The sequence below is a fragment of the Microbacterium sp. genome (assembly GCF_047606685.1).
GTDB lineage: Bacteria > Actinomycetota > Actinomycetes > Actinomycetales > Microbacteriaceae > Microbacterium.
This window is the reverse complement of the sequence record NZ_JASGEC010000103.1, coordinates 1-17,443: the sequence shown is the minus strand read 5'-3', so window position 1 is coordinate 17,443 and position 17,443 is coordinate 1. Positions and strand designations below refer to the sequence as shown.

At 70.1% G+C, this 17,443-nt stretch carries 20 protein-coding genes, 1 tRNA gene and 1 pseudogene; 13 read left to right on the top strand and 9 right to left on the bottom strand.

The genetic code is table 11. The annotated features are described in order from the left end of the window. Positions 1-114: 114 nt before the first annotated feature. Positions 115-1,023 carry an NUDIX domain-containing protein gene (locus QM611_RS12550; RefSeq protein ID WP_415080255.1) on the top strand — a complete coding sequence of 303 codons (909 nt, stop codon included), beginning with the start codon at positions 115-117 and terminating at the stop codon, positions 1,021-1,023. On the opposite strand, the gene QM611_RS12545 is transcribed toward QM611_RS12550, so the two are convergent. Both QM611_RS12545 and QM611_RS12540 read right to left on the bottom strand, forming a co-directional pair. Beyond that, positions 1,020-1,382, bottom strand: coding sequence for an RNA-binding S4 domain-containing protein (locus QM611_RS12545; RefSeq protein WP_415080254.1), 363 nt, complete (start codon positions 1,380-1,382; stop codon positions 1,020-1,022). The genes QM611_RS12550 and QM611_RS12545 overlap by 4 nt on opposite strands. 3 nt (positions 1,383-1,385) lie before the next feature. Next, positions 1,386-1,973, bottom strand: a complete 588-nt coding sequence (locus tag QM611_RS12540) for a GNAT family N-acetyltransferase (RefSeq protein ID WP_415080253.1) — start codon at positions 1,971-1,973, stop codon at positions 1,386-1,388. Between the two features lie 125 nt (positions 1,974-2,098). Here QM611_RS12540 and QM611_RS12535 point away from each other — a divergent pair, with 125 nt between their 5' ends. Both QM611_RS12535 and QM611_RS12530 read left to right on the top strand, forming a co-directional pair. Continuing rightward, positions 2,099-2,800, top strand: coding sequence for a type II CAAX prenyl endopeptidase Rce1 family protein (locus QM611_RS12535; protein WP_415080252.1), 702 nt, complete (start codon positions 2,099-2,101; stop codon positions 2,798-2,800). 100 nt (positions 2,801-2,900) lie between these two features. Beyond that, positions 2,901-2,974 (top strand) — tRNA-Pro (locus QM611_RS12530). A gap of 546 nt (positions 2,975-3,520) precedes the next feature. On the opposite strand, the gene QM611_RS12525 is transcribed toward QM611_RS12530, so the two are convergent. Next, positions 3,521-4,114, bottom strand: coding sequence for a TetR/AcrR family transcriptional regulator (locus QM611_RS12525; RefSeq protein WP_415080251.1), 594 nt, complete (start codon positions 4,112-4,114; stop codon positions 3,521-3,523). Between the two features lie 115 nt (positions 4,115-4,229). On the opposite strand from QM611_RS12525, the gene QM611_RS12520 reads away from it, so the two are divergent. The 3 genes from QM611_RS12520 (at position 4,230) to QM611_RS12510 (ending at position 6,275) form a co-directional block, all read left to right on the top strand. Continuing rightward, entirely contained in the window at positions 4,230-4,592 is a 363-nt protein-coding gene (locus QM611_RS12520; protein WP_415080250.1) for a hypothetical protein, read from the top strand. A gap of 73 nt (positions 4,593-4,665) precedes the next feature. After that, on the top strand, positions 4,666-5,226 hold the full coding sequence (locus tag QM611_RS12515; RefSeq protein WP_415080249.1) for a cysteine hydrolase: 561 nt from the start codon (positions 4,666-4,668) through the stop codon (positions 5,224-5,226). Positions 5,227-5,258: 32 nt separating this feature from the next. Further along, on the top strand, positions 5,259-6,275 hold the full coding sequence (locus tag QM611_RS12510; protein ID WP_415080248.1) for a zinc-dependent alcohol dehydrogenase: 1,017 nt from the start codon (positions 5,259-5,261) through the stop codon (positions 6,273-6,275). Here the strand turns inward: QM611_RS12510 and QM611_RS12505 are convergent. Together QM611_RS12505 and QM611_RS12500 are read right to left on the bottom strand one after the other, a co-directional pair. Then, positions 6,262-6,639 carry an EthD family reductase gene (locus tag QM611_RS12505; RefSeq protein WP_415080247.1) on the bottom strand — a complete coding sequence of 126 codons (378 nt, stop codon included), beginning with the start codon at positions 6,637-6,639 and terminating at the stop codon, positions 6,262-6,264. The genes QM611_RS12510 and QM611_RS12505 overlap by 14 nt on opposite strands. A 19-nt stretch (positions 6,640-6,658) precedes the next feature. Continuing rightward, positions 6,659-6,823, bottom strand: coding sequence for an amino acid synthesis family protein (locus tag QM611_RS12500; RefSeq protein WP_415080246.1), 165 nt, complete (start codon positions 6,821-6,823; stop codon positions 6,659-6,661). Between the two features lie 150 nt (positions 6,824-6,973). Here QM611_RS12500 and QM611_RS12495 point away from each other — a divergent pair, with 150 nt between their 5' ends. Next, entirely contained in the window at positions 6,974-8,584 is a 1,611-nt protein-coding gene (locus tag QM611_RS12495; RefSeq protein ID WP_415080245.1) for an amidohydrolase, read from the top strand. On the opposite strand, the gene QM611_RS12490 is transcribed toward QM611_RS12495, so the two are convergent. Further along, entirely contained in the window at positions 8,569-9,234 is a 666-nt protein-coding gene (locus QM611_RS12490) for a TetR family transcriptional regulator (RefSeq protein WP_415080244.1), read from the bottom strand. The genes QM611_RS12495 and QM611_RS12490 overlap by 16 nt on opposite strands. Before the next feature lie 81 nt (positions 9,235-9,315). Here QM611_RS12490 and QM611_RS12485 point away from each other — a divergent pair, with 81 nt between their 5' ends. The 3 genes from QM611_RS12485 to speB are packed head-to-tail and all read left to right on the top strand — an operon-like array spanning position 9,316 to position 12,927. Continuing rightward, positions 9,316-10,782, top strand: a complete 1,467-nt coding sequence (locus tag QM611_RS12485) for a purine-cytosine permease family protein (protein WP_415080243.1) — start codon at positions 9,316-9,318, stop codon at positions 10,780-10,782. After that, complete coding sequence (locus QM611_RS12480; RefSeq protein ID WP_415080242.1) at positions 10,779-11,942, top strand: serine hydrolase domain-containing protein; 1,164 nt, start codon at positions 10,779-10,781, stop codon at positions 11,940-11,942. The genes QM611_RS12485 and QM611_RS12480 overlap by 4 nt, the downstream gene beginning before the upstream one ends. Positions 11,943-11,979: 37 nt before the next feature. After that, positions 11,980-12,927 (top strand): agmatinase, encoded by a 948-nt coding sequence (gene speB, locus QM611_RS12475; protein ID WP_415080241.1) that lies wholly within the window; start codon positions 11,980-11,982, stop codon positions 12,925-12,927. Positions 12,928-12,930: 3 nt separating this feature from the next. Here speB and QM611_RS12470 read toward each other — a convergent pair. After that, a pseudogene (locus tag QM611_RS12470) lies at positions 12,931-13,014 on the bottom strand (dihydrofolate reductase); the annotation flags it as partial. 316 nt (positions 13,015-13,330) lie between these two features. Here QM611_RS12470 and QM611_RS12465 point away from each other — a divergent pair. From QM611_RS12465 to QM611_RS12455, 3 genes are all read left to right on the top strand, one after another. After that, positions 13,331-14,323: an SIS domain-containing protein gene (locus QM611_RS12465; RefSeq protein ID WP_415080240.1), complete on the top strand. Its 993-nt coding sequence runs from the start codon at positions 13,331-13,333 to the stop codon at positions 14,321-14,323. Positions 14,324-14,334: 11 nt separating this feature from the next. After that, a complete protein-coding gene (locus tag QM611_RS12460) occupies positions 14,335-15,216 on the top strand; it encodes a PfkB family carbohydrate kinase (protein WP_415080239.1) in 882 nt (293 codons plus the stop codon). A gap of 98 nt (positions 15,217-15,314) precedes the next feature. Then, positions 15,315-16,400, top strand: coding sequence for a LacI family DNA-binding transcriptional regulator (locus QM611_RS12455; RefSeq protein ID WP_415080238.1), 1,086 nt, complete (start codon positions 15,315-15,317; stop codon positions 16,398-16,400). Here the strand turns inward: QM611_RS12455 and QM611_RS12450 are convergent. After that, complete coding sequence (locus tag QM611_RS12450; protein WP_415080237.1) at positions 16,378-17,118, bottom strand: GntR family transcriptional regulator; 741 nt, start codon at positions 17,116-17,118, stop codon at positions 16,378-16,380. The two genes, QM611_RS12455 and QM611_RS12450, sit on opposite strands and share 23 nt — an antisense overlap. Positions 17,119-17,183: 65 nt before the next feature. After that, the coding region (locus QM611_RS12445) for a PfkB family carbohydrate kinase (RefSeq protein ID WP_415080236.1) at positions 17,184-17,443 on the bottom strand (260 nt) is incomplete at its 5' end.

The window sequence follows — 17,443 nt, the reverse complement described above, 5'->3', positions numbered from 1 at the left end:
GCGCTTGAGGTGGCGCGTGGCGCCGGGTCAGGGCGGGGGATGCGGCACAGCGCGCCACTTCCAGGTGGATGCCTGCGCCAGAGGCCCCGCCCGCACGTGTGACAGGCTGGGCGGGTGACGATCGAGCAGCCGGCGCCGGATGAGCCGCGGCGCCCGACCGGGGCGCGCGACCCGGGCGACGCGTGGGTCGTCGCCGAGTCGGGGGAGCGCTACTGGGGCCGGTTCGGCGCGGCCGGGCTGCTCGCGTTCGACGAGCGGCGCGGCGTGCTGCTGCAGCACCGCGTGACGTGGAGCCACTTCGGCGACACGTGGGGCCTCCCCGGCGGGGCGCGCCACGAGGGCGAGACGGCGCGCGACGGCGCGCTGCGCGAGGCGCACGAAGAGGCGGGCGTGCCGGTGGATGCCGTCCGCCCGCGCCTGCTGAGCGTGCTCGATGTGGGCGTGTGGTCGTACACGACGCTCGTCGCCGACGTCGTCGCCCCGTTCGAGCCGCGAATCACCGACCCCGAGAGCCACGCGTTGGCGTGGGTGCCGCCCGCGGAGGTCGCGGGCCGCCCGCTGCATCCGGGTTTCGCGGACTCATGGGACGGCCTGCGCGCGCTGCTGGGCGTGCGGCCGGTCGTGGTGGTCGACGCCGCGAACGTCGTCGGGTCGGTGCCCGACGGCTGGTGGAACGACCGCGCCGGTGCCACGCGGCGACTGCTCGAGCGAATCGCGACACGCGCGCGCGACGGTGTGCCGGCGGCATCCCTCGGGCTGCCCGAGACCACGTGGTTCCCGGAGTGGACGGTCGTTGTCGAAGGCACGGCGCGGGCAGTGCGGGATGCCGCGGGGCTCGGCGTGGTGCGCGCTACCGGAGAGGGCGACAACGCCATCGTCGAGGAGGCTTCGCGGCTCGCCGCGGAAGGGCGCGTCGTCACGGTCGTGACGAGCGACCGGGGCCTGGCGGCGCGCGTCTCCAGCGTCGGGGCGGCGGTGCGCGGCGCGCGCTGGCTGCTCGACCTGCTGCCGGGCGCGGGCTAACGCCCGCGGAAGCGGTCGATCTCGCGCCGCTCGCGCTTCGTCGGCCTCCCGGCGCCGCGATCGCGCTGCGCGACCGCGGGCTCGGGATCGCGCGGGGGAGTGCGGTCGTCCACCGCCTCGGCCGCCAGCGCGGCCCCCACGCGCTTGGCGATGGGCTGCCGCACGACGAGGATGCGGTCGAATCCGGCGATCCGCACGCGCAGCTCGTCGCCGGCACGCACGGGCTGGGACGCCTTGGCACGCTCGCCGCCCACGCGCACATGCCCCGCGCGGCATGCGTTCGTCGCGGCCGTGCGCGTCTTGAACACCCGGATCGCCCACAGCCACGCGTCCACCCGGACGGAGGAGGCTCCCGCCATCCGTCACCCCGCCGTCAGATCGAGTTCGACGATCGTCCGCTCGGGGCGCGGGCGCGCGACCTCGTGGAAGCCGGCGTCCTCGAACACCGAGAGCACTCCCACGTAGAGGTCGTTCGAGCTCTTCTTCGCCACGTTCGTGTCGGTCGGGTAGGCCTCGATGACGCGCGCCCCGTTGCGCCGGGCGAACTCGACGGCGGCGGCGAGGAGCTGCGCGTTGAGCCCAGTGCGGCGGTGCTCGCGCCGCACCACGAAGCACGACACGGCCCACACGGACGGGTCGTCCCACGGCTCGGGCGAGTTCGCGTTGAACGCTCTCGTGCGCCCGAGGCGAACCTGCGTGGGGCGCGGGCCGACACGGATCCAACCGGCGGGCTCGCCGTCGGCGTAGGCGATGAGGCCCGGCGGCGGCGCGGCATCCAGTTCGGCCCGCAGCATCCCTTCCCGCTCTCCGCGGGTCGTCTTCTCCCAGTCTTTGTTCGGCAGCATCCACCACTGGCATTGGCACGACGCGCCGTCGCCGCCGCCGCTCAGCGCGTGCTCGAGGTCGCCGAACCGGTCGGGCGTGGCGGGTTCGATCGTGATCGTGGGCATGGATGCGACGCTACGCGCGGGGTGCGACGCCGGCAAGGCGCGGCGTCGCATCCGCCGGGAGGCGGACCGCCGCATTCCGCCTCCAGCGGGAGTCGGCGGCCTCGGCATTGGGAGAGGCTGGGCACATGGCCGACACCACGCTCCCTGCGCCCCGTGTGCCCTGGGCGGCCGTCGTGGTCTACGCCCTGCTCGCCTGTGGGATGGCGTGGCTCGTGACGCTTCCGCTGTGGCTCGGCGACGGGCTGGCGTCGCCGCTGTTCCTCCCGCTCGCGGCCGCGATGATGTTCACGCCGACCGTCGCCGCCCTGTGCGTCACCTTCGCCATGGTGCGTCCCGCGCGCAAGGCGCGCTATCTCGGGCTGGTGCCGTTCCGGCCCGTGGGGCGGAAGATCGCGCTCTTCCTGCTGTGGCCGGTCTTCTGGCTGGCCGTGGGGCTCGGTGCGTTCCTGGTCGCGGTGTGGCTCGGGTGGACGACCGCCGACTGGTCCCTCTCCGGGATCGAGCGGATGCTGCCGCCCGGCCTGACCGCGTCGATGTACGTGCTGATCAGTTTCGCCGCGCTGCCGCTCAACGTCGTCATCGCGTCGGCCACCGCCTTCGGCGAGGAGCTCGGCTGGCGCGGCTTCCTCACGACGGCGCTCGCGCCGCTCGGGTTCTGGCGCTCCGCCCTTGTCTCGGGAGTGTTGTGGGGTGTGTGGCACGCGCCGATCATCCTGCTCGGCTACAACTACCTGCGCACCGACGGGAGCGGCATCGCCTGGATGTGCGGCTTCACCCTGCTCGTCGGCGGTGCAGTCGGTGTACGGCAATCCAGCGCTCGGGCTTGAGCACGCTCCGGGCTGAGGCCCGCGCCGAGCGGCCGTGTGCGCGTGCGCGACGCGAGGCCAGGTAGCATAGGGGAGTTGCCCGCTCGGCGGGCAGCTCGACCGGGATGTGGCGCAGCTTGGTAGCGCACTTGACTGGGGGTCAAGGGGTCGCAGGTTCAAATCCTGTCATCCCGACGCAAGAGCCCTGGTGAGAGGAAACTTTCACCAGGGCTTCGTCGTTTCGGGGGGTGGTCACTGCCTGGTCCACTCGGCCTCTCGGCGTGATCTGCCCGCTGATGAAGTGGACCAATCCGGTTCGGCGCCCGCGCTGCCGGAGTGGACCCATGGGTGCCCGCGAGATGGACCAATCTGCGGGCAGGGGACTGCTCCGGCCCCTGTTGGGAGGGTCGGAGCGTGGATTCAGGCTTCGCCGATGCCGACGATATCGCCGCGGTCCTCCACTACCGCCTCACCCGCACCACCGTCCGACGCGCCGGGTCCGGGCGGGCACGCAAGGCACCCGCCTGATCGCCGAGAACCAGGCGTGGACGAAAGTGCTCGGCACCACGCCGAAGAAGGCCAATAAGTGTGCCGGAGTCGAGTGGCTCGTGGGTTGGGTGCAGTCCGTTGGTTGCTTCCAGGCGTGAACTCCCATAAGGGCGGGCAGCACTGACCCAGACATCGGTGGCCCGGTGGTCGTGCAGGCCGCAGCGATCACCGGGCCCACGTGCATCGGAGCTGTCATGCCAGAAGATGACTCAGAGCAGCGACGAACGGTGCGAGCTCGGCGGTGACGTGCGCGTCCAGATCAACCGCTGGCTCGTCTCGATCGACCCACTGCGTCGTCGCGCTGAGAACGACGGCCATCAATGCTTCGACGATGTGCGCCACGAGGCTCGGTGCGGCTCCCGGCGCCTGGGCGCGACCATGCTCGATGAGAAGGTCGATGATGTCCCTGGTGCGCAACGTGACATCGGCGCGCAGTTCTTCGTCGCTGCGCACGATCCGCCAGCGCAGCGCCAGCGCGTCGTGCTCTTGGCGGGTGAACTGCAACGCTGCCGCGATTCCTGCTGCCAGCGCCTCCACGAGGGGTCTGCGATCGTTGTTCTCGAGGGCCTCCCGCAGACGGGCGAAGCTGGCGTCGAACTCGTCGGCCATGAGGTCGCGCTTGGCGGGGAAGTAGTGGAAGAGCGTGGTGCGGCTGATGCCGGCGACGTCGGCGATCTGTTGCAGTGAGGTCGCGGCGTAGCCCTGGCTCAGGAACAGGGCGCGGGCGATGTCGCGAATCTCGTCGTGGGTGGTCTCCCGCGGTCGTCCTCTTCCTCGTCTGGTCACGGTCTGATTCTCGCGCATCTCGGATTAAGTGAACACTGGTGAGATATTCTCTTGGGTGGGCTGGCCGATCCGGCCGGTCGGATGTCAGGGGAGGCATTGAACTGAGGAAGGTGGCATGACCACCGAGCGATACGAAGTGATCGTCGTGGGCGCCGGAGCATCCGGTGGCCCGCTCGCTACGCGGCTGAGCGAGGACCCTGACCGCACCGTGCTGACCGACGAGCGCGATGTGGTGCGGATGCGCGAGGTCATCCGCACCTCCGCCGCGATTCTGAAGTCCAAGGCCATGAAGCCGTGGTTCAAAGGCATCACCGAGATCGACGAGGCCACCCTCGCCGACGACAGAAAGCCCGACGCCTGGATGCTCACGCACTTCAGCACCGCGATCCACGTCGATCCTCCCCGACGCACCGCTGCGTGGACCCGCCGCCTCCGGGCACCTCGTCGGCGAGCTCGTCGCCCACTTCAGCTGCACTGACGCGGCGCGCCCACTGGACCCACACCGAGACGCATCCGATTACCGCCTGAACGGCCACCGCAAGGACACCACCATGCCCATCACGACCCTCGATCCCGCGACAGCACTGATCGTCATCGACTTGCAGAAGGGCACCACGGCCGCGCAGACCGCGCACGCGGTCGAGGGCGTGATCGACAACGCCGCCAGACTCGTCGACACGTTCCGACGGCGAGGCCTGCCCGTCGTGTTCGTACGGTTCGATCCGTCGCAGGCCCCGACCGGCCGTGCTGAGCTCGGCGGCAGGCTGCCCGAAGTGCCGGCGGACTTCACAGAGTTCGTCCCCGAGCTCCAACCGGCACCCGACGACCTCGTCGTCACGAAGGGGCCGTGGAGCGCCTTCTCCGGAACGGGCTTGCAGGAGAAGCTGGCGGCGCGAGGCATCACGCAGGTGGTGTTAACCGGTGTCGCGACGAGCTTCGGCGTCGAGTCCACCGCGCGGGCTGCCTACGACCTCGGCTACAACGTGACCATCGTCACCGACGCCACCACCGACCGCATCCCGGACGCCCACGACCGCTCCGTCGCCGGAGTCTTCCGCATCCTCGGTGAAACGGGAACCACCGACGACGTCCTCGCCCTGCTCGCCATCTGACTCACCAAAAACCCACACTCGAGGAGAGAACCTTGAAGTCTGTACACGTCATCGCCCCCGATACCAACGCATGGGTGGAGGTCGACACGCCGGTGCCCGGCCCGGCCGATGTTCTGCTGAAGATCAGAGCTTGCGGCATCTGTGGCTCCGACGCGATGTATACCCACAACGGCGGCATCCCGCCGCGGCTCGGCGCGACGCCGCTTGGGCACGAGCCAGCGGCAGAGGTCGTCGAGGTCGGAGCCGAAGTGCAGAACATCGAAGTCGGCGACCACGTCGTCATCGACACGATGGCCTTCACCGACGGGCTCCTGGGCTCCGGCGGCGCTCAAGGCGCCCTCTCCGAGCACGTGCTCGTGAAGGACGCACAGCTCGACCGGCAACTGAAGGTCATCCCGAAAGACGTCCCGTGGGACGTCGCTGCTTTGAACGAGCCGATGGCCGTCGCCTACCACGCCGTCAACCGCACGAACCCGCAGCCGGGAGCGAAGGTCGTTGTCTTCGGTGCCGGCCCGATCGGACTGGGCGCCGTGCTCGGATACCGGCGCCGCGGAGCCTCTCACATCGTCGTGGTCGACATCATCCCGGCCCGGCTCGAGAAGGCGTTGCAGGTGGGCGCCGACGCCGTCATCAACTCTGCCGAGGAAGACATCGCGGCCCGCCTGATCGAGCTGCACGGCGACGGCGCGACCGTCTTCAACCGCGGTGCGCGCGCCGGGACCGACATCTACCTTGACGCCGCGGGTGCCCCCAGCATCCCCCCGACCGTCGCCGGTATCGCCAGACAGGGCGCGACCCTCGGAATCGTGGCCGTGCACAAACGCCCCGTCGAACTCGACTTCGGCAGCATCCTCACCTCAGAGCTCACCCTCGTGTGGTCGATGGGATACCCGACCGAGATCTTCGAGGTCACCGACGACATCGTCGAGAACTGGGAGAAGTACGCCGTCATCATCAGCGACCGCCTCCCCTTCGACCGCGCCCTCGACGCGCTCGAGCTCGCCAAGACCCCCGGCGCCGCCGACAAGGTTGTCGTCACCTTCGACTGATTCCCGCTCTGACGACTGCTCCCGGCACATGGGGGTCAGGGGGCGCAGGTTCAAATCCTGTCATCCCGACGGAATAGCACTGGCGAGACGCTGATTTCACCAGGGCTTCGTCGTTCCGAGCGTCGGCGGCCACCCGCTTGCCCACCTCTGTCGCGTACGCCGCGTCGAACGCGTCGCGGCTGTCGAACCACAGCTCCGCGATGCCGTCGGGGCCGTCGCCGTCGTCGACGAGGTTGAATCGGATGCCGCGAACGCCCGGCAGCTGGGCCGCCAGCGGCGCGTGCTCGTCCAGCCACCACCGCGCGAACTGCTCGGGCGCCATGTCGTCGCGCCGAGTCAGCAGGATCATCGCCTTGAACCCCATATGCTCTCCCTCGAACGCTTCAGGATGGCTTTCGCACGCGGTGCAGCGGGCGGCCGCCGATCGCGAGCGCCAACGCGATCAGCATCTCGTCGTCGCGCGGGGCATCGGCGATCGAGATCTCCGCGGCATCCATGTCGTCGAACTCCCAGATGTCGTCCTTGTTGGTGATCGGCAGCACGATCACCGAGCCCGGCCCGCCTCGACGCGCGTCTCCTCCACCTGGACGACGAGCTTGCGCACGTGCAGCAGCGACATCTTTCCTCCGGTGACACGTCGTGCCACCCACACGACGGCTCGGCCTCGATCCCGGTCGTGGGTACGTAGGATTTCCCCCATGCCGCGCCAGTTGTACCGCAACGCCCGAGTGTTCACCGCCGCCGATCGGCGGTGGGCGGACGCGATCGTCGTCGACGGCGAGCGCGTCGCGTACGTCGGCCGCCTCGACACTGCCGAGCGGATCGCCGGCGGCGACGCGGAGACGATCGACCTGGGCGGCGCACTCGTGCTCCCCGGCTTCGTTGACGGCCATGCGCATGTGGTGGGGACAGGTGAGGCCGCGCAGCAGATCGACCTGTGGGGAGCCAACCGGGTCGAGGAGATCCAGCGCCGCGTCGCCGAGTGGGCCGCCGCCCACCCCGACGCGCCGCGGATCCGCGCGCAAGGCTGGGCGCACGGCGCGTTTGGCGGCCGGCAGCCGCATCGCGACCTGCTGGACGCGATCGTTCCCGACCGACCGGTGTACGCGCAGGCGTACGACTATCACTCGATCTGGCTCAACACCGCGGCTCTCGCCGAGGTCGGGATCGACGAGGCCACCGAGGCACCCGAGGGCGGACAGATCCACTCGGACGAGAACGGGCCGACGGGCCTCGTGGACGAGACGGCCATGCACCGGCTCGTGTGGCCGGTGCTGGACGGGATGGCGACGCCCGACGACCTGGACAGCCACCTCGCCAGCGCGCTGCGCTCGTATCGCGAGATCGGCGTCACGGCGGCGACGGAGATGGCGCTGGACGAGGGCGACTTGGGCGCACTGCGCACGGCGGAGGAGCGTGGAGAGCTGACCGCTCGCATCGTGGCGCACTGGCGTGTGCAGCCCACCGGCGACCTCGCGGCGAACCTCGCGCAGGTCGAGCGCGCGGCCGAGCTGGCACGTCGCCACCGCTCGGCGTTCCTCCGGGTCACCGGCATCAAGGTGCTCGTCGACGGCACCGTCGACGGCTGCACCGCTGCGCTCGGCGCCCCCTACGCGGACGGGTCGACGGCAGAGCCGATCTGGAGCCTCGACGAGCTCGCGCCCGTGGTGGTCGCCGCCGACGCGGCCGGACTCCAGGTGGCCATGCACGCCATCGGAGACGAGGCTGTCCGCATCGCGATCGGCGCGGTGGAGGCCGCCGTCGCCGCCAACGGCCCCGCCGAGCGTCGGCACCGGATTGAGCACCTCGAGGTGGTCGGCCGAGACGAGATCGAGCGTCTCGCCGCGCTGGGCATCGTCGCGAGCATGCAGCCGGTCCACTCCGACCCCGCCATCCAGGGCAACTGGCGGGCCATGCTGGGCGACGATCGCGTCGACCGCGGGTTCCCGTGGCCGGAGATGACGGATGCCGGTGCGGCCCTCGTGTTCGGCACGGACTCGCCGACGTCGCCCCAGGCGCCGCTGCCGAACATGTTCATCGCGGCCACGCGCCGGTCGGCGTTGGACCCGACGCTGGACCCGAACGTGCCTCGCTACGCGCTCCCGCTCCTGGACGCCATCGAACACGCCACCCGGGACGCCGCATGGGCGTGCCGCGCGGAGTACGACTACGGGCGTGTCGCCGCCGGGCTGCTCGCGGACTTCATCGTCCTCGACACCGACATCACCGCGGGGGATCCGTCGCTTTTGCTGGAAGCCCGCGTGGTCCGCACGGTCGTGGGCGGCCGGTCGGTCTACGTCCGGTCGTGAACGGCGCCGGGCGGCTCCGCGCCGCCCTCGAGCGCGGCGCGGAGCGATCCCGCGTCGAGCCCCAGTGACCACTCGGCGACGTCCGTGACGAAGTTGGTGAACGACAAGTGCATGAACGGCTGCGTGTTGTTCGCGTACGCGCCGAACCCGTCGATCGCGACGAAGATCCGCACGCACGCCGCGAACGGGTCGTCGGTGTGGAACGTCCCGTCGCGCACGCCGTCTTCGATGAGCTGCGTCAACTGGTCACGGTCGAGAGCCTCCTGCTCCTCGAGGGCCTCGGCCAGCGACGCGTTGAAGCGCGCGAGGTGCCGGGCGTTGAGCCATAGGCGCGCGAGCTCGTGCCCGCGCTCGTCCTGAACAGACGATGCCAGGTGCGCCAATCTCCGCAGGGGGCTGCCGTCCGCCGTGAGGATGCGACGGCGCTCGCCGGACACGGCCAACGCGAACGCCGCCGCCACGAGGTCGTCCGCCGCGGGGAAGTAGTGGTGGATGAGTCCGGGCCGCACGTCGAGCTCTCCGGCGACGACACGCAACGTGACGCGCTCAAGGCCCGCCGAGAGCGCGACCGCCGCCGCCGCTGCCGTGATTTCGGCGCGTCGCTCCCCGGGCGGCTTGCGCCGCGCCCGCGGGCTCTCCCTTGACACCATCCGGGCCATGCTATTTGATTGCGGGAGAACGCTTGTTGGCCTATCGACCAACAAGCGTTCGGTCGAGGGAGAGGACAAGCCGTGCCGAGCAGCGAATCCAGGGAGTCCGACACGTTCGTCGACACGGCGAGCCACCTCGAGACTCGGGGCATCGAGACGATCCGCGAGTCCGACCGCCACGGGCGTGCGCGCGACCTGTTCGCGGTCTGGGCCGCCCCGAATGTGAGCGTTCTGAACTTCACGATCGGGGCGACGCTGACCATCGTGCTCGGCCTCGAGGTGTGGCAGGCGCTGCTGGTGATCCTCGTCTCCAGCGTGCTGTGGATCCTGCCCGGCATCGTCGCCACCAGCGGCCCCGCCGCCGGCACGTCGGGGTCCGTTATCCAGCGCGCGATCTACGGCATCCACGGCAACCGTGTCGTGATCGCCTTCTACGGCTGGCTTGTGTCGGGGGTGTTCCTCGCGTTGAACTGGGTGGCCTCCTCGTTCATGGGCGCGGAGCTCCTGATGCGCTGGGGGATGACGGATCACACGCTGGCGCTCATCCTCGTGTCGATCGTGGTCTCCGCCATCACCGTGCTTGTCGCCGTCTACGGCCACGCTCTGATTCTGCGGGCCTACTCGCTGATCACGGTCGTGCTCGTCGTGATCTTCCTCGCGGTCATGGTCGTCGTCGCCCCGCAGCTGGACTGGGGCTTCCAGCAGCCGTTCCCGCTGGAGGGCGTGAGCCTGTGGTCGAGCGTCACGATCGCCTTCGCACTGCTCGCTTCGACCCCGCTCTCGTATTCGAACAGCGCCGACTTCGCCCGCTATCTCCCGAAGACCACCAAGCCGGCTGCGGTCGTGGCCGCGACGGCGCTCGGCGGCGCCATCCCGTGCTTCTTCTTCACCGGATTCGGCGCGCTTCTGGGCAGCATCGTGTCGTTCGACACCATGCAGGAGACCGGCATCGAGACGGTTCTGCTCGACATGCTCCCGGGGTGGCTCGGCGCCCTGTTCGTGTTCGGCGTCATCGTCAACACGATCGCGCTGAACGGCATGACGACCTACACCGCCAGCATGGCGCTGCAGTCCATCGGCGTGCCGATCAAGCGCATCCCGTCGGCGATCCTCATCGGCGTGCTTGGCACCGCGTTCACGATCTTCCTGGTGCTGTCCACCGGGCTGCTCGACGCGGTGAATCTCATGCTGCAGTTCCTGCTGATCATTTCGCTGCCGACGATCACCGTCTACGTCGTCGACATCCTCTTGCGCCGCAACCGCTACGACGCGCTCGAGCTCTTCGACGAGGGGCGGGGATCGATCTACTGGTACCACGGCGGGTTCGGGCTGGCCGGCCTCGCTTCGGTCGTCGTCGGCGGCACGGCCACCGCGCTCTTCCTCTCGACGGAGGTGTGGACCGGGCCGTTCGCCGCAGCCCTCGGGGACATGAGTCTGGAGATCCCGGCGGGGATCGACCTGTCCGTGCCGTTCGGCATGCTGGTATCGGCGGCGATGTACGCGCTGCTGGCCGGACGACGCGTCCGCCGGGGAGCACGCGCCGCATGAGCACCGGCCCCCACCCCGCTCGCTACCGCGGCGCGCCGAGGGAACAGCCGTCGCTCGAGAACTGGCAGGAGCCGCCGCACAATCGATGGACGTTTGCGCACCTCGGCGAGATCGTGCCGTCCGCCGTGGTGTCGCGGCGCGCGCCGCATCCGACGGGCGCGGTGTCGCGCCTGAACCGCCTGGCGCCGGGGCTGCCCGACCTCGAGGCGCGGCTCGAGCAGTCATACACCGACGCGTTCCTCGTGCTCCGCGGTGACGAGGTCGTCGCCGAGTTCTACCGGGACGGCTTCGCGCCCCACGACCGCCATCTCGTGATGAGCGTGTCGAAGTCGCTGTGCGGGCTCGTGTTCGGCTCCGTGGTCGACGAGGAGCGAATCGATCCCGCGCAGCGCATCGTCCAGTACATTCCCGAGCTGGCGGGCTCGGTCTACGACGGCCCTGTAGTCCAGGAGCTGCTGGACATGGTCATCCAGGTCGACTACAGCGAGGACTACGTCGACCCCGCCTCGGAAGTGCAGACCCACGATCGAGCGGGTGGATGGCGCCCGCGTCGCGCGGGCGACCCGGCGGACGACTACGCGTTCTTGGCATCGCTTCGCGGCGACGGGACGGTGGGGCGCTTCCAGTACAGCTCGGCCCACACCGACGTGCTCGCGTGGCTCATCGAACGGGTCACCGGGGAGCGGTACGTCACCGCGCTGTCTGAGAGACTGTGGTCCAAGCTCGGAGCCGACCGCGACGCCACAATCACCGTCGACCCGACCGGCTTCGGCTTCGCGAACGGGGGTGTCTCGTGCACCGCTCGGGATCTCGCCCGCGTGGGGCGGCTCGTGCTCGATGGCGGTATCGGCCCGGGCGGGCGGGCGGTGTCGCAAGAGTGGATCGACGCCACCTTCGCCGGTGGCGACCCCGCGGTCATGGACGACCACTTTCCCGGCGGATTCGAGAACGGCTCCTACACGCGCCAGTGGTGGTGCATGGGCAACGAACGCGGCAACATCAGCGCGATCGGCATCCACGGGCAGAACCTCTGGCTCGACCCGCGCACGGACTCGGCGATCGTGAAGCTGTCGACCTGGCCGGAGCCCGACACCGACGAGTGGCATCGCGTGCACTCCAGGCTGCTGCTCGACGTCTGTCTGGAGCTGGAGGCATGGTGAGACCGACGTGCGGGCGGACCACCGAGAGGACGAACAGATGAGCGCCGAGCCTCCGCGGGGTCCGGTCGACGCGAGCAGGACGCCGCGATACGCCGGAATCGCCACCTTCGCCAAACTCCCCAGAATCGAAGACGTGCCGTCCGCCGACATCGCCATCGTCGGCGTGCCGTTCGACAGCGGGGTGAGCTACCGCCCCGGCGCGCGGTTCGGTCCCGCGCACGTGCGCGAGGCATCCCGTCTGCTGCGTCCCTACAACCCCGCGCAGGACGCGTCGCCGTTCGCGCTCAAACAGGTGGTCGACGCCGGAGACATCTCGGCGAACCCGTTCAACCTCGACGAGGCCGTGCAGGCGGTCGAGGACGCCGCCACCGAGCTCGGCGGGAAGGCGGACAAGATCGTCGCGATCGGCGGCGACCACACCATCGCGCTGCCGCTGCTGCGCGCGATCAACAAGAAGCACGGCCCCGTCGCCGTCCTGCACTTCGACGCCCACCTCGACACGTGGGACACCTATTTCGGCGCGCCCATGACGCACGGCACCCCGTTTCGGCGGGCGTCCGAAGAGGGGCTCATCGACCTGACGGCCTCGATGCACGGAGGCATCCGCGGGCCGCTCTACGGAAAGAGCGACCTCGACGACGACGTCGAGCTCGGGTTCCAGATCGTCTCCACCGAGTTCATCGAGGAGCACGGCGTTCCCGCCGCTCTTGAGCGCATCCGGGAGCGGGTGGGCGACAAGCCGCTCTACATCTCGATCGACATCGATGTGCTCGACCCGTCGCACGCGCCGGGCACAGGCACGCCCGAGGCGGGCGGCCTCACCAGTCGCGAGCTGCTGCGGATCATTCGCGGACTGGCCGACCTCGACATCGTCGGCGCCGACGTCGTCGAGGTGGCGCCGGCCTACGATCACGCCCAGATCACGGCGGTTGCCGCCAGCCACCTCGTGTACGAGCTCGTCACGGCGATGGCCAAGCGGGGCTGACCGCCCGAAGTAGCGCTGACCGGAACCGAACACGACGGGCACGACATCCATCGCGACCTCGTCCACGAGCCCGGCGGACAGCGCCTGAGTGAGCACTCATCTGGGGGTCCTTCGCGCCAACGGCCTCGTTGCGCGCCGCCGCGGCGGGCGCAGCGTCGTCCACTGCCGCACGGGGTCGGAGACGCGCTCTGCCGCGGCCTTCCGCCCGGTGAGACTCCATCCGAGCGCTGAGACCGCGGGTTGCCCCCAGGGTCTCGGCCTGCACATGGAGTCTCAGCGAATCACGCGGAGGGGGCCCGGTTGTCGGACAGGTGGCGGGTCCCTTGACCTGTAATTACCGATGTGAAAGCATGTGTGCAGTGATACCGGTATCACTACTCTCGACCGGAGAAGGGACCCCACCGTGCTCAAGTTCAATGAGGAAGAGTTCACCGCCCAGCTGTCGAGCGCGGCGGCGCTTCGGCCCGACATCGAGGCGCTGGTGGCTCGATTGGGCGACGACGTCAAGAATGTCTACTTCCTCGGCGCGGGCGGCTCGTACGCCGAGATGATGCCTTACGCGCTCCTGCTCCAGACGAAGTCGACCCTTCCCGGCACCGCCGCCATCGCGCAGGAGTTCATGCTCGCCCCCGACACGGCGTTCGGCGAGGGCAGCCTCGCCGTCTTCGTCTCGGCGACGGGGTCGACTCCCGACGTCAATTCCGCCATCGACTGGGCGAAAGAGCGCGGCGCGGTCACGGTCGGCTTCACGGGCGACTCCGACAGCCCCTTCGCGAAGGCGCTCGACCACGTCTTCCTCTCGTCGGCGCACTCGTACGACATCCAGCTGCTCCTGCTCGTGACCGGACTGCTGCAGCGCCGCGGCGAGTTCGCCGACTACGCCCGCTTCGCCGACCAGCTCGCGCTGCTTCCGTCCCTGATGGTGGATGTCGCCAAGCGCGCCGACTCCAAGGCATCCGTCTTCGCGAACAAGCACAAGGACGTCGAGTACCTCTTCGTCGTCGGGTCCGGCAACGTCTGGGGATACGCCTACCTGTACTCGATGTGCGTGCTCGAGGAGTGCCAGTGGCTGCACACCACACGCGTGCACGCCGCGGAGTTCTTCCACGGCTCGCTCGAGCTGATCGAGAAGGACACCACGACGCTGCTGTTCTACGGCGAGGACGAGACCCGGCCGCTCATGGACCGCGTGCGCAACTTCGTCGAGCTCTACTCGGACGACGTCACCGTGTTCGACACCGCCGACTACCCGCTCGAGGGGTTCGACGACGCGTTCCGCGCACTCGTCTCGCCGCTGGTCATCGGCACCGCCGCGAGCCGGCTCAGCGCCCATCTCGAGCTTGTGCGCAACCACCGGCTGGATGTCCGCCGGTACTACCGCGTCGTCGAGTACTAAGGTCGGCTAGCGTGAAGCTCCTCGGCCTCGGTGACAACGTCATCGATCGATTCATTGACCGGGGGATCGACTATCCCGGCGGGAACTGCGTCAACTTCGCGGTCTTCGCCGCCGAGCTGGGCGTCGAGACAGCGTACATGGGCGTGTTCGGATCGGACGATCTGGGCGGGTTCCTGCGGTCCGAGCTCACCGCGATGGGCCTGGACATCTCGCGCTCTGTCGTCCGCGAGGGCGAGACGGGAATCGCCATCGTGGAGGTCGTCGACGGGGATCGGATCTTCCTCGGCGGCAACGACGGCGGCGTGACCGTCCGGGAACCGATCGTCCTCGACAGCGACGACCTGGCGTACGTCGGCGGGTTCGACCTCGTGCACTCCAGCGTGTACTCGGCGTGCGAGACGCAGATGGCCGCGCTGGCCGAGACGGGCGCGCTCGTCTCCTACGACTTCTCCAGCGAGGACGAGTTCCGCGCGCCCGAGTACCTCGACCCGCTCGCGCCGCACCTCGACCTCGCGATGCTGTCCTGCTCCCACCTCGGCGAGGACGAGACCGAGTCGCTGCTTCGCGCCGTCGTCGGGAAGGGCGCGGGGCTCGCCATCGGCACCCGTGGGGCGCACGGCTCGGTGTTGTTCGACGGGTCGCGGCTGCACCGTGCTGCCGCCGTGCCCCTGGACGAGTCGCGCGGCGTCGCCGACACGATGGGATGCGGCGACGCCCTGCTGGCCGCCGCCGTCTGCACGCTGCTGGAGTCGGGCTGGAGCCGAGGCGCCGCCCCCGCCGCGGACGCGATTGACGCGGCCCTGCAAGCGGGGTCGGCGTTCGCGGCGGAGCAGTGCTACATTGACGGCGCTTTCGGCCACGGCCGGCGGGTCCCCGAGGGCCGGACGACGTAGGGCGGGAGCGGCGTTCCGATAGATTGTCGGGACGTTCCGTTCGTCGCGAAGGGGGAGGGATGCCGCAGTCTCGGCGCAGACCCGGATCCTCGCCGACGGTGGCCGAGGTCGCCGCGGAGGCCGGCGTCGGCAAGGCGACGGCCGCGCGCACGCTCGGCAACTACGGCGCGGTGAGCCCGCAGGCGCGCGCGCGCGTGCTCGCGGCGGCGGAGAAGCTGCGGTATCGCCCGAACAGCCTGGCGCGGAGCATGACGACCGGGATCACCCGCACGATCGGCGTGGTGGTGGCCGATGCCGGCAACCCCTTCTTCGCGGGCGTGATGCGCGGTGTCGCCGACGCCTGCGACGACACCGACTACACCGCGATCGTGCTCAGCACCGATGAGAAAGTCGCCCAGGAGCAGGCGGCGGTCGGCGTGCTCATCGACAAGCAGGTCGACGCGATCATCCTGGCCTCGGCGGCGCTGCGCCCGAACGAGACCGCCCACATTCTCGAGGCGATGAGCCGGAAGATCCCGATCGTGCTGGTCGATCGCAGAGTCGGCGGCCTCGACTTGGACGCGGTGGTCATCGACAACCGCGAGGCGGCGCGAGACGCCGTGCGCAGCTTCATCGAGCTCGGCCATCGGCGCATCGCGTTCGCGTGGGGGCCGCCGCTTCGCGAGCGCGCGCCGGATCGCCGGGGGCTCCTGGACGCCGCCGGCTACTGGCTGTGGAGCCAGGCCGAGCGGTTGCGCGGATACGTGGACGCACTGGACGAGGCCGGCATCCCCGTCGACCCGATGCTGGTGACCCACTGCGACCACAGCGAGGAGGCTACGGTCGGCGCCGTGGACGCCGTCCTCGCGTTGGAATCGCCGCCGACTGCCATCCTGACGAGCGAGACCGACGCGTTGGTCGGCACGCTGCGCGCGTTGCGCGCCGCCGGAGTGCGCCAGCCGCACGACATCTCCGTGATCGGGTTCGACGACAGCTCGTGGGCGAGCGTGATCGAGCCGCCGCTGACGATGATCGCCCAGCCGATGCTCGAGCTCGGCCGCGCGGCGGCTCGGCACGCGTTCGCCCGCATCTCAGGCGACGACGGCAGCACGGTGGTCGAGACCATCCCCACGACCCTCGTCTCGCGCGCGTCGGTGGCGCCGCCCCGGGCCGGAGAGAGCGTCAGCGCTGGCGGCGGACGTTGAAGCCGATCCGTCCGCCGCGGTGGTAGTCCTCCGCCAGCAGGATTCGCCGCCCGGTGCGGGTGAGACAGGTCTCGGTGACCAGCAGCCACGGTCCGAGCCCCATGAGCCGATGCCGGCGGGCGACTTCGATGGGCAGGTCGACGGCGCTGATCCGGGCGATCGACGAGGTGAGTGGATGGCCGCACGCGTCGAGCGCGTCGGTGAGCGGCGCCGACCAGTCGCGGTGCGTGAGCGGGCCGGGCAGCGCGTCGCGCAGCACATAGTCGATGCTGAACACGAGCGGCTCCTCGTCGCCGTACCGCAGGCGCGCGAGGCGGATGAGCGGGGCGCCGGGCGCGACCGCCAGGCTGCGCGACTGCTGTGCGTCCGCGGCGACCTCTGTCACGGAGAAGACCGAGGTCGTCACGGCGTAGCCGAGCTTCGTCAACATCTCGGTGACGCCCTCGTAGCGCGTGATCGGTCGCTCGACGATCGCGGCAGCGGCTGCCGACACGAACCGTCCCTTGCCCTGGATCGCGTCGACCATTCCCTCCTCTTCCAGTTGCTTGAGCGCTTCGCGGACCGTCGACCGCGCGACGCCGAAGTGCTCGGCAAGCCGGGTCTCGGTCGGAAGGCGGTCGCCCGGCTGGAGGCCGTCGTCGGCGATCATCCGGCTGATCGCCTCGCGCAAGGTGGGGGCCGATGCTCGCCGACGCGGCTCGGCCGGAGACGGCGCCATCACGCGACCCACGCGGTGCGGACTGGACGCTTGCTCACGGTGTTCATCCTCGCATCCTCACCGGCTCACTGCGGGAAGCCGCCGCGGTGGGAGCACGTGCGCGCGGCCTGACGTGCTCCGGCCCGCAGCGCGGCGGGCACGTGCGCGCCGTCCAATCGCGCGGCGATGAAGCCCGCGACGAAGCTGTCGCCCGCCCCGGTGGTGTCGACCACCCGGGTTGCGACTGCGTCGCAGTGCCACGTCTCGGCGCCGCGGACCGCCATGGCGCCCGCCGCGCCGCGCGTGGCCACCGCGAGGGAGGCGCCGCGGCGAACGGCGTCGCGCG

Coding starts and splice junctions, on each gene's coding strand:
- QM611_RS12450 (WP_415080237.1), bottom strand. CDS start 17,118: ATGGCGCCGTCTCCGGCCGAGCCGCGTCGGCGAGCATCGGCCCCCACC.
- QM611_RS12515 (WP_415080249.1), top strand. CDS start 4,666: ATGCCCATCACGACCCTCGATCCCGCGACAGCACTGATCGTCATCGAC.
- speB (WP_415080241.1), top strand. CDS start 11,980: ATGAGCGCCGAGCCTCCGCGGGGTCCGGTCGACGCGAGCAGGACGCCG.
- QM611_RS12490 (WP_415080244.1), bottom strand. CDS start 9,234: ATGGTGTCAAGGGAGAGCCCGCGGGCGCGGCGCAAGCCGCCCGGGGAG.
- QM611_RS12495 (WP_415080245.1), top strand. CDS start 6,974: ATGCCGCGCCAGTTGTACCGCAACGCCCGAGTGTTCACCGCCGCCGAT.
- QM611_RS12540 (WP_415080253.1), bottom strand. CDS start 1,973: ATGCCCACGATCACGATCGAACCCGCCACGCCCGACCGGTTCGGCGAC.
- QM611_RS12505 (WP_415080247.1), bottom strand. CDS start 6,639: ATGGGGTTCAAGGCGATGATCCTGCTGACTCGGCGCGACGACATGGCG.
- QM611_RS12535 (WP_415080252.1), top strand. CDS start 2,099: ATGGCCGACACCACGCTCCCTGCGCCCCGTGTGCCCTGGGCGGCCGTC.
- QM611_RS12480 (WP_415080242.1), top strand. CDS start 10,779: ATGAGCACCGGCCCCCACCCCGCTCGCTACCGCGGCGCGCCGAGGGAA.
- QM611_RS12520 (WP_415080250.1), top strand. CDS start 4,230: ATGACCACCGAGCGATACGAAGTGATCGTCGTGGGCGCCGGAGCATCC.
- QM611_RS12545 (WP_415080254.1), bottom strand. CDS start 1,382: ATGGCGGGAGCCTCCTCCGTCCGGGTGGACGCGTGGCTGTGGGCGATC.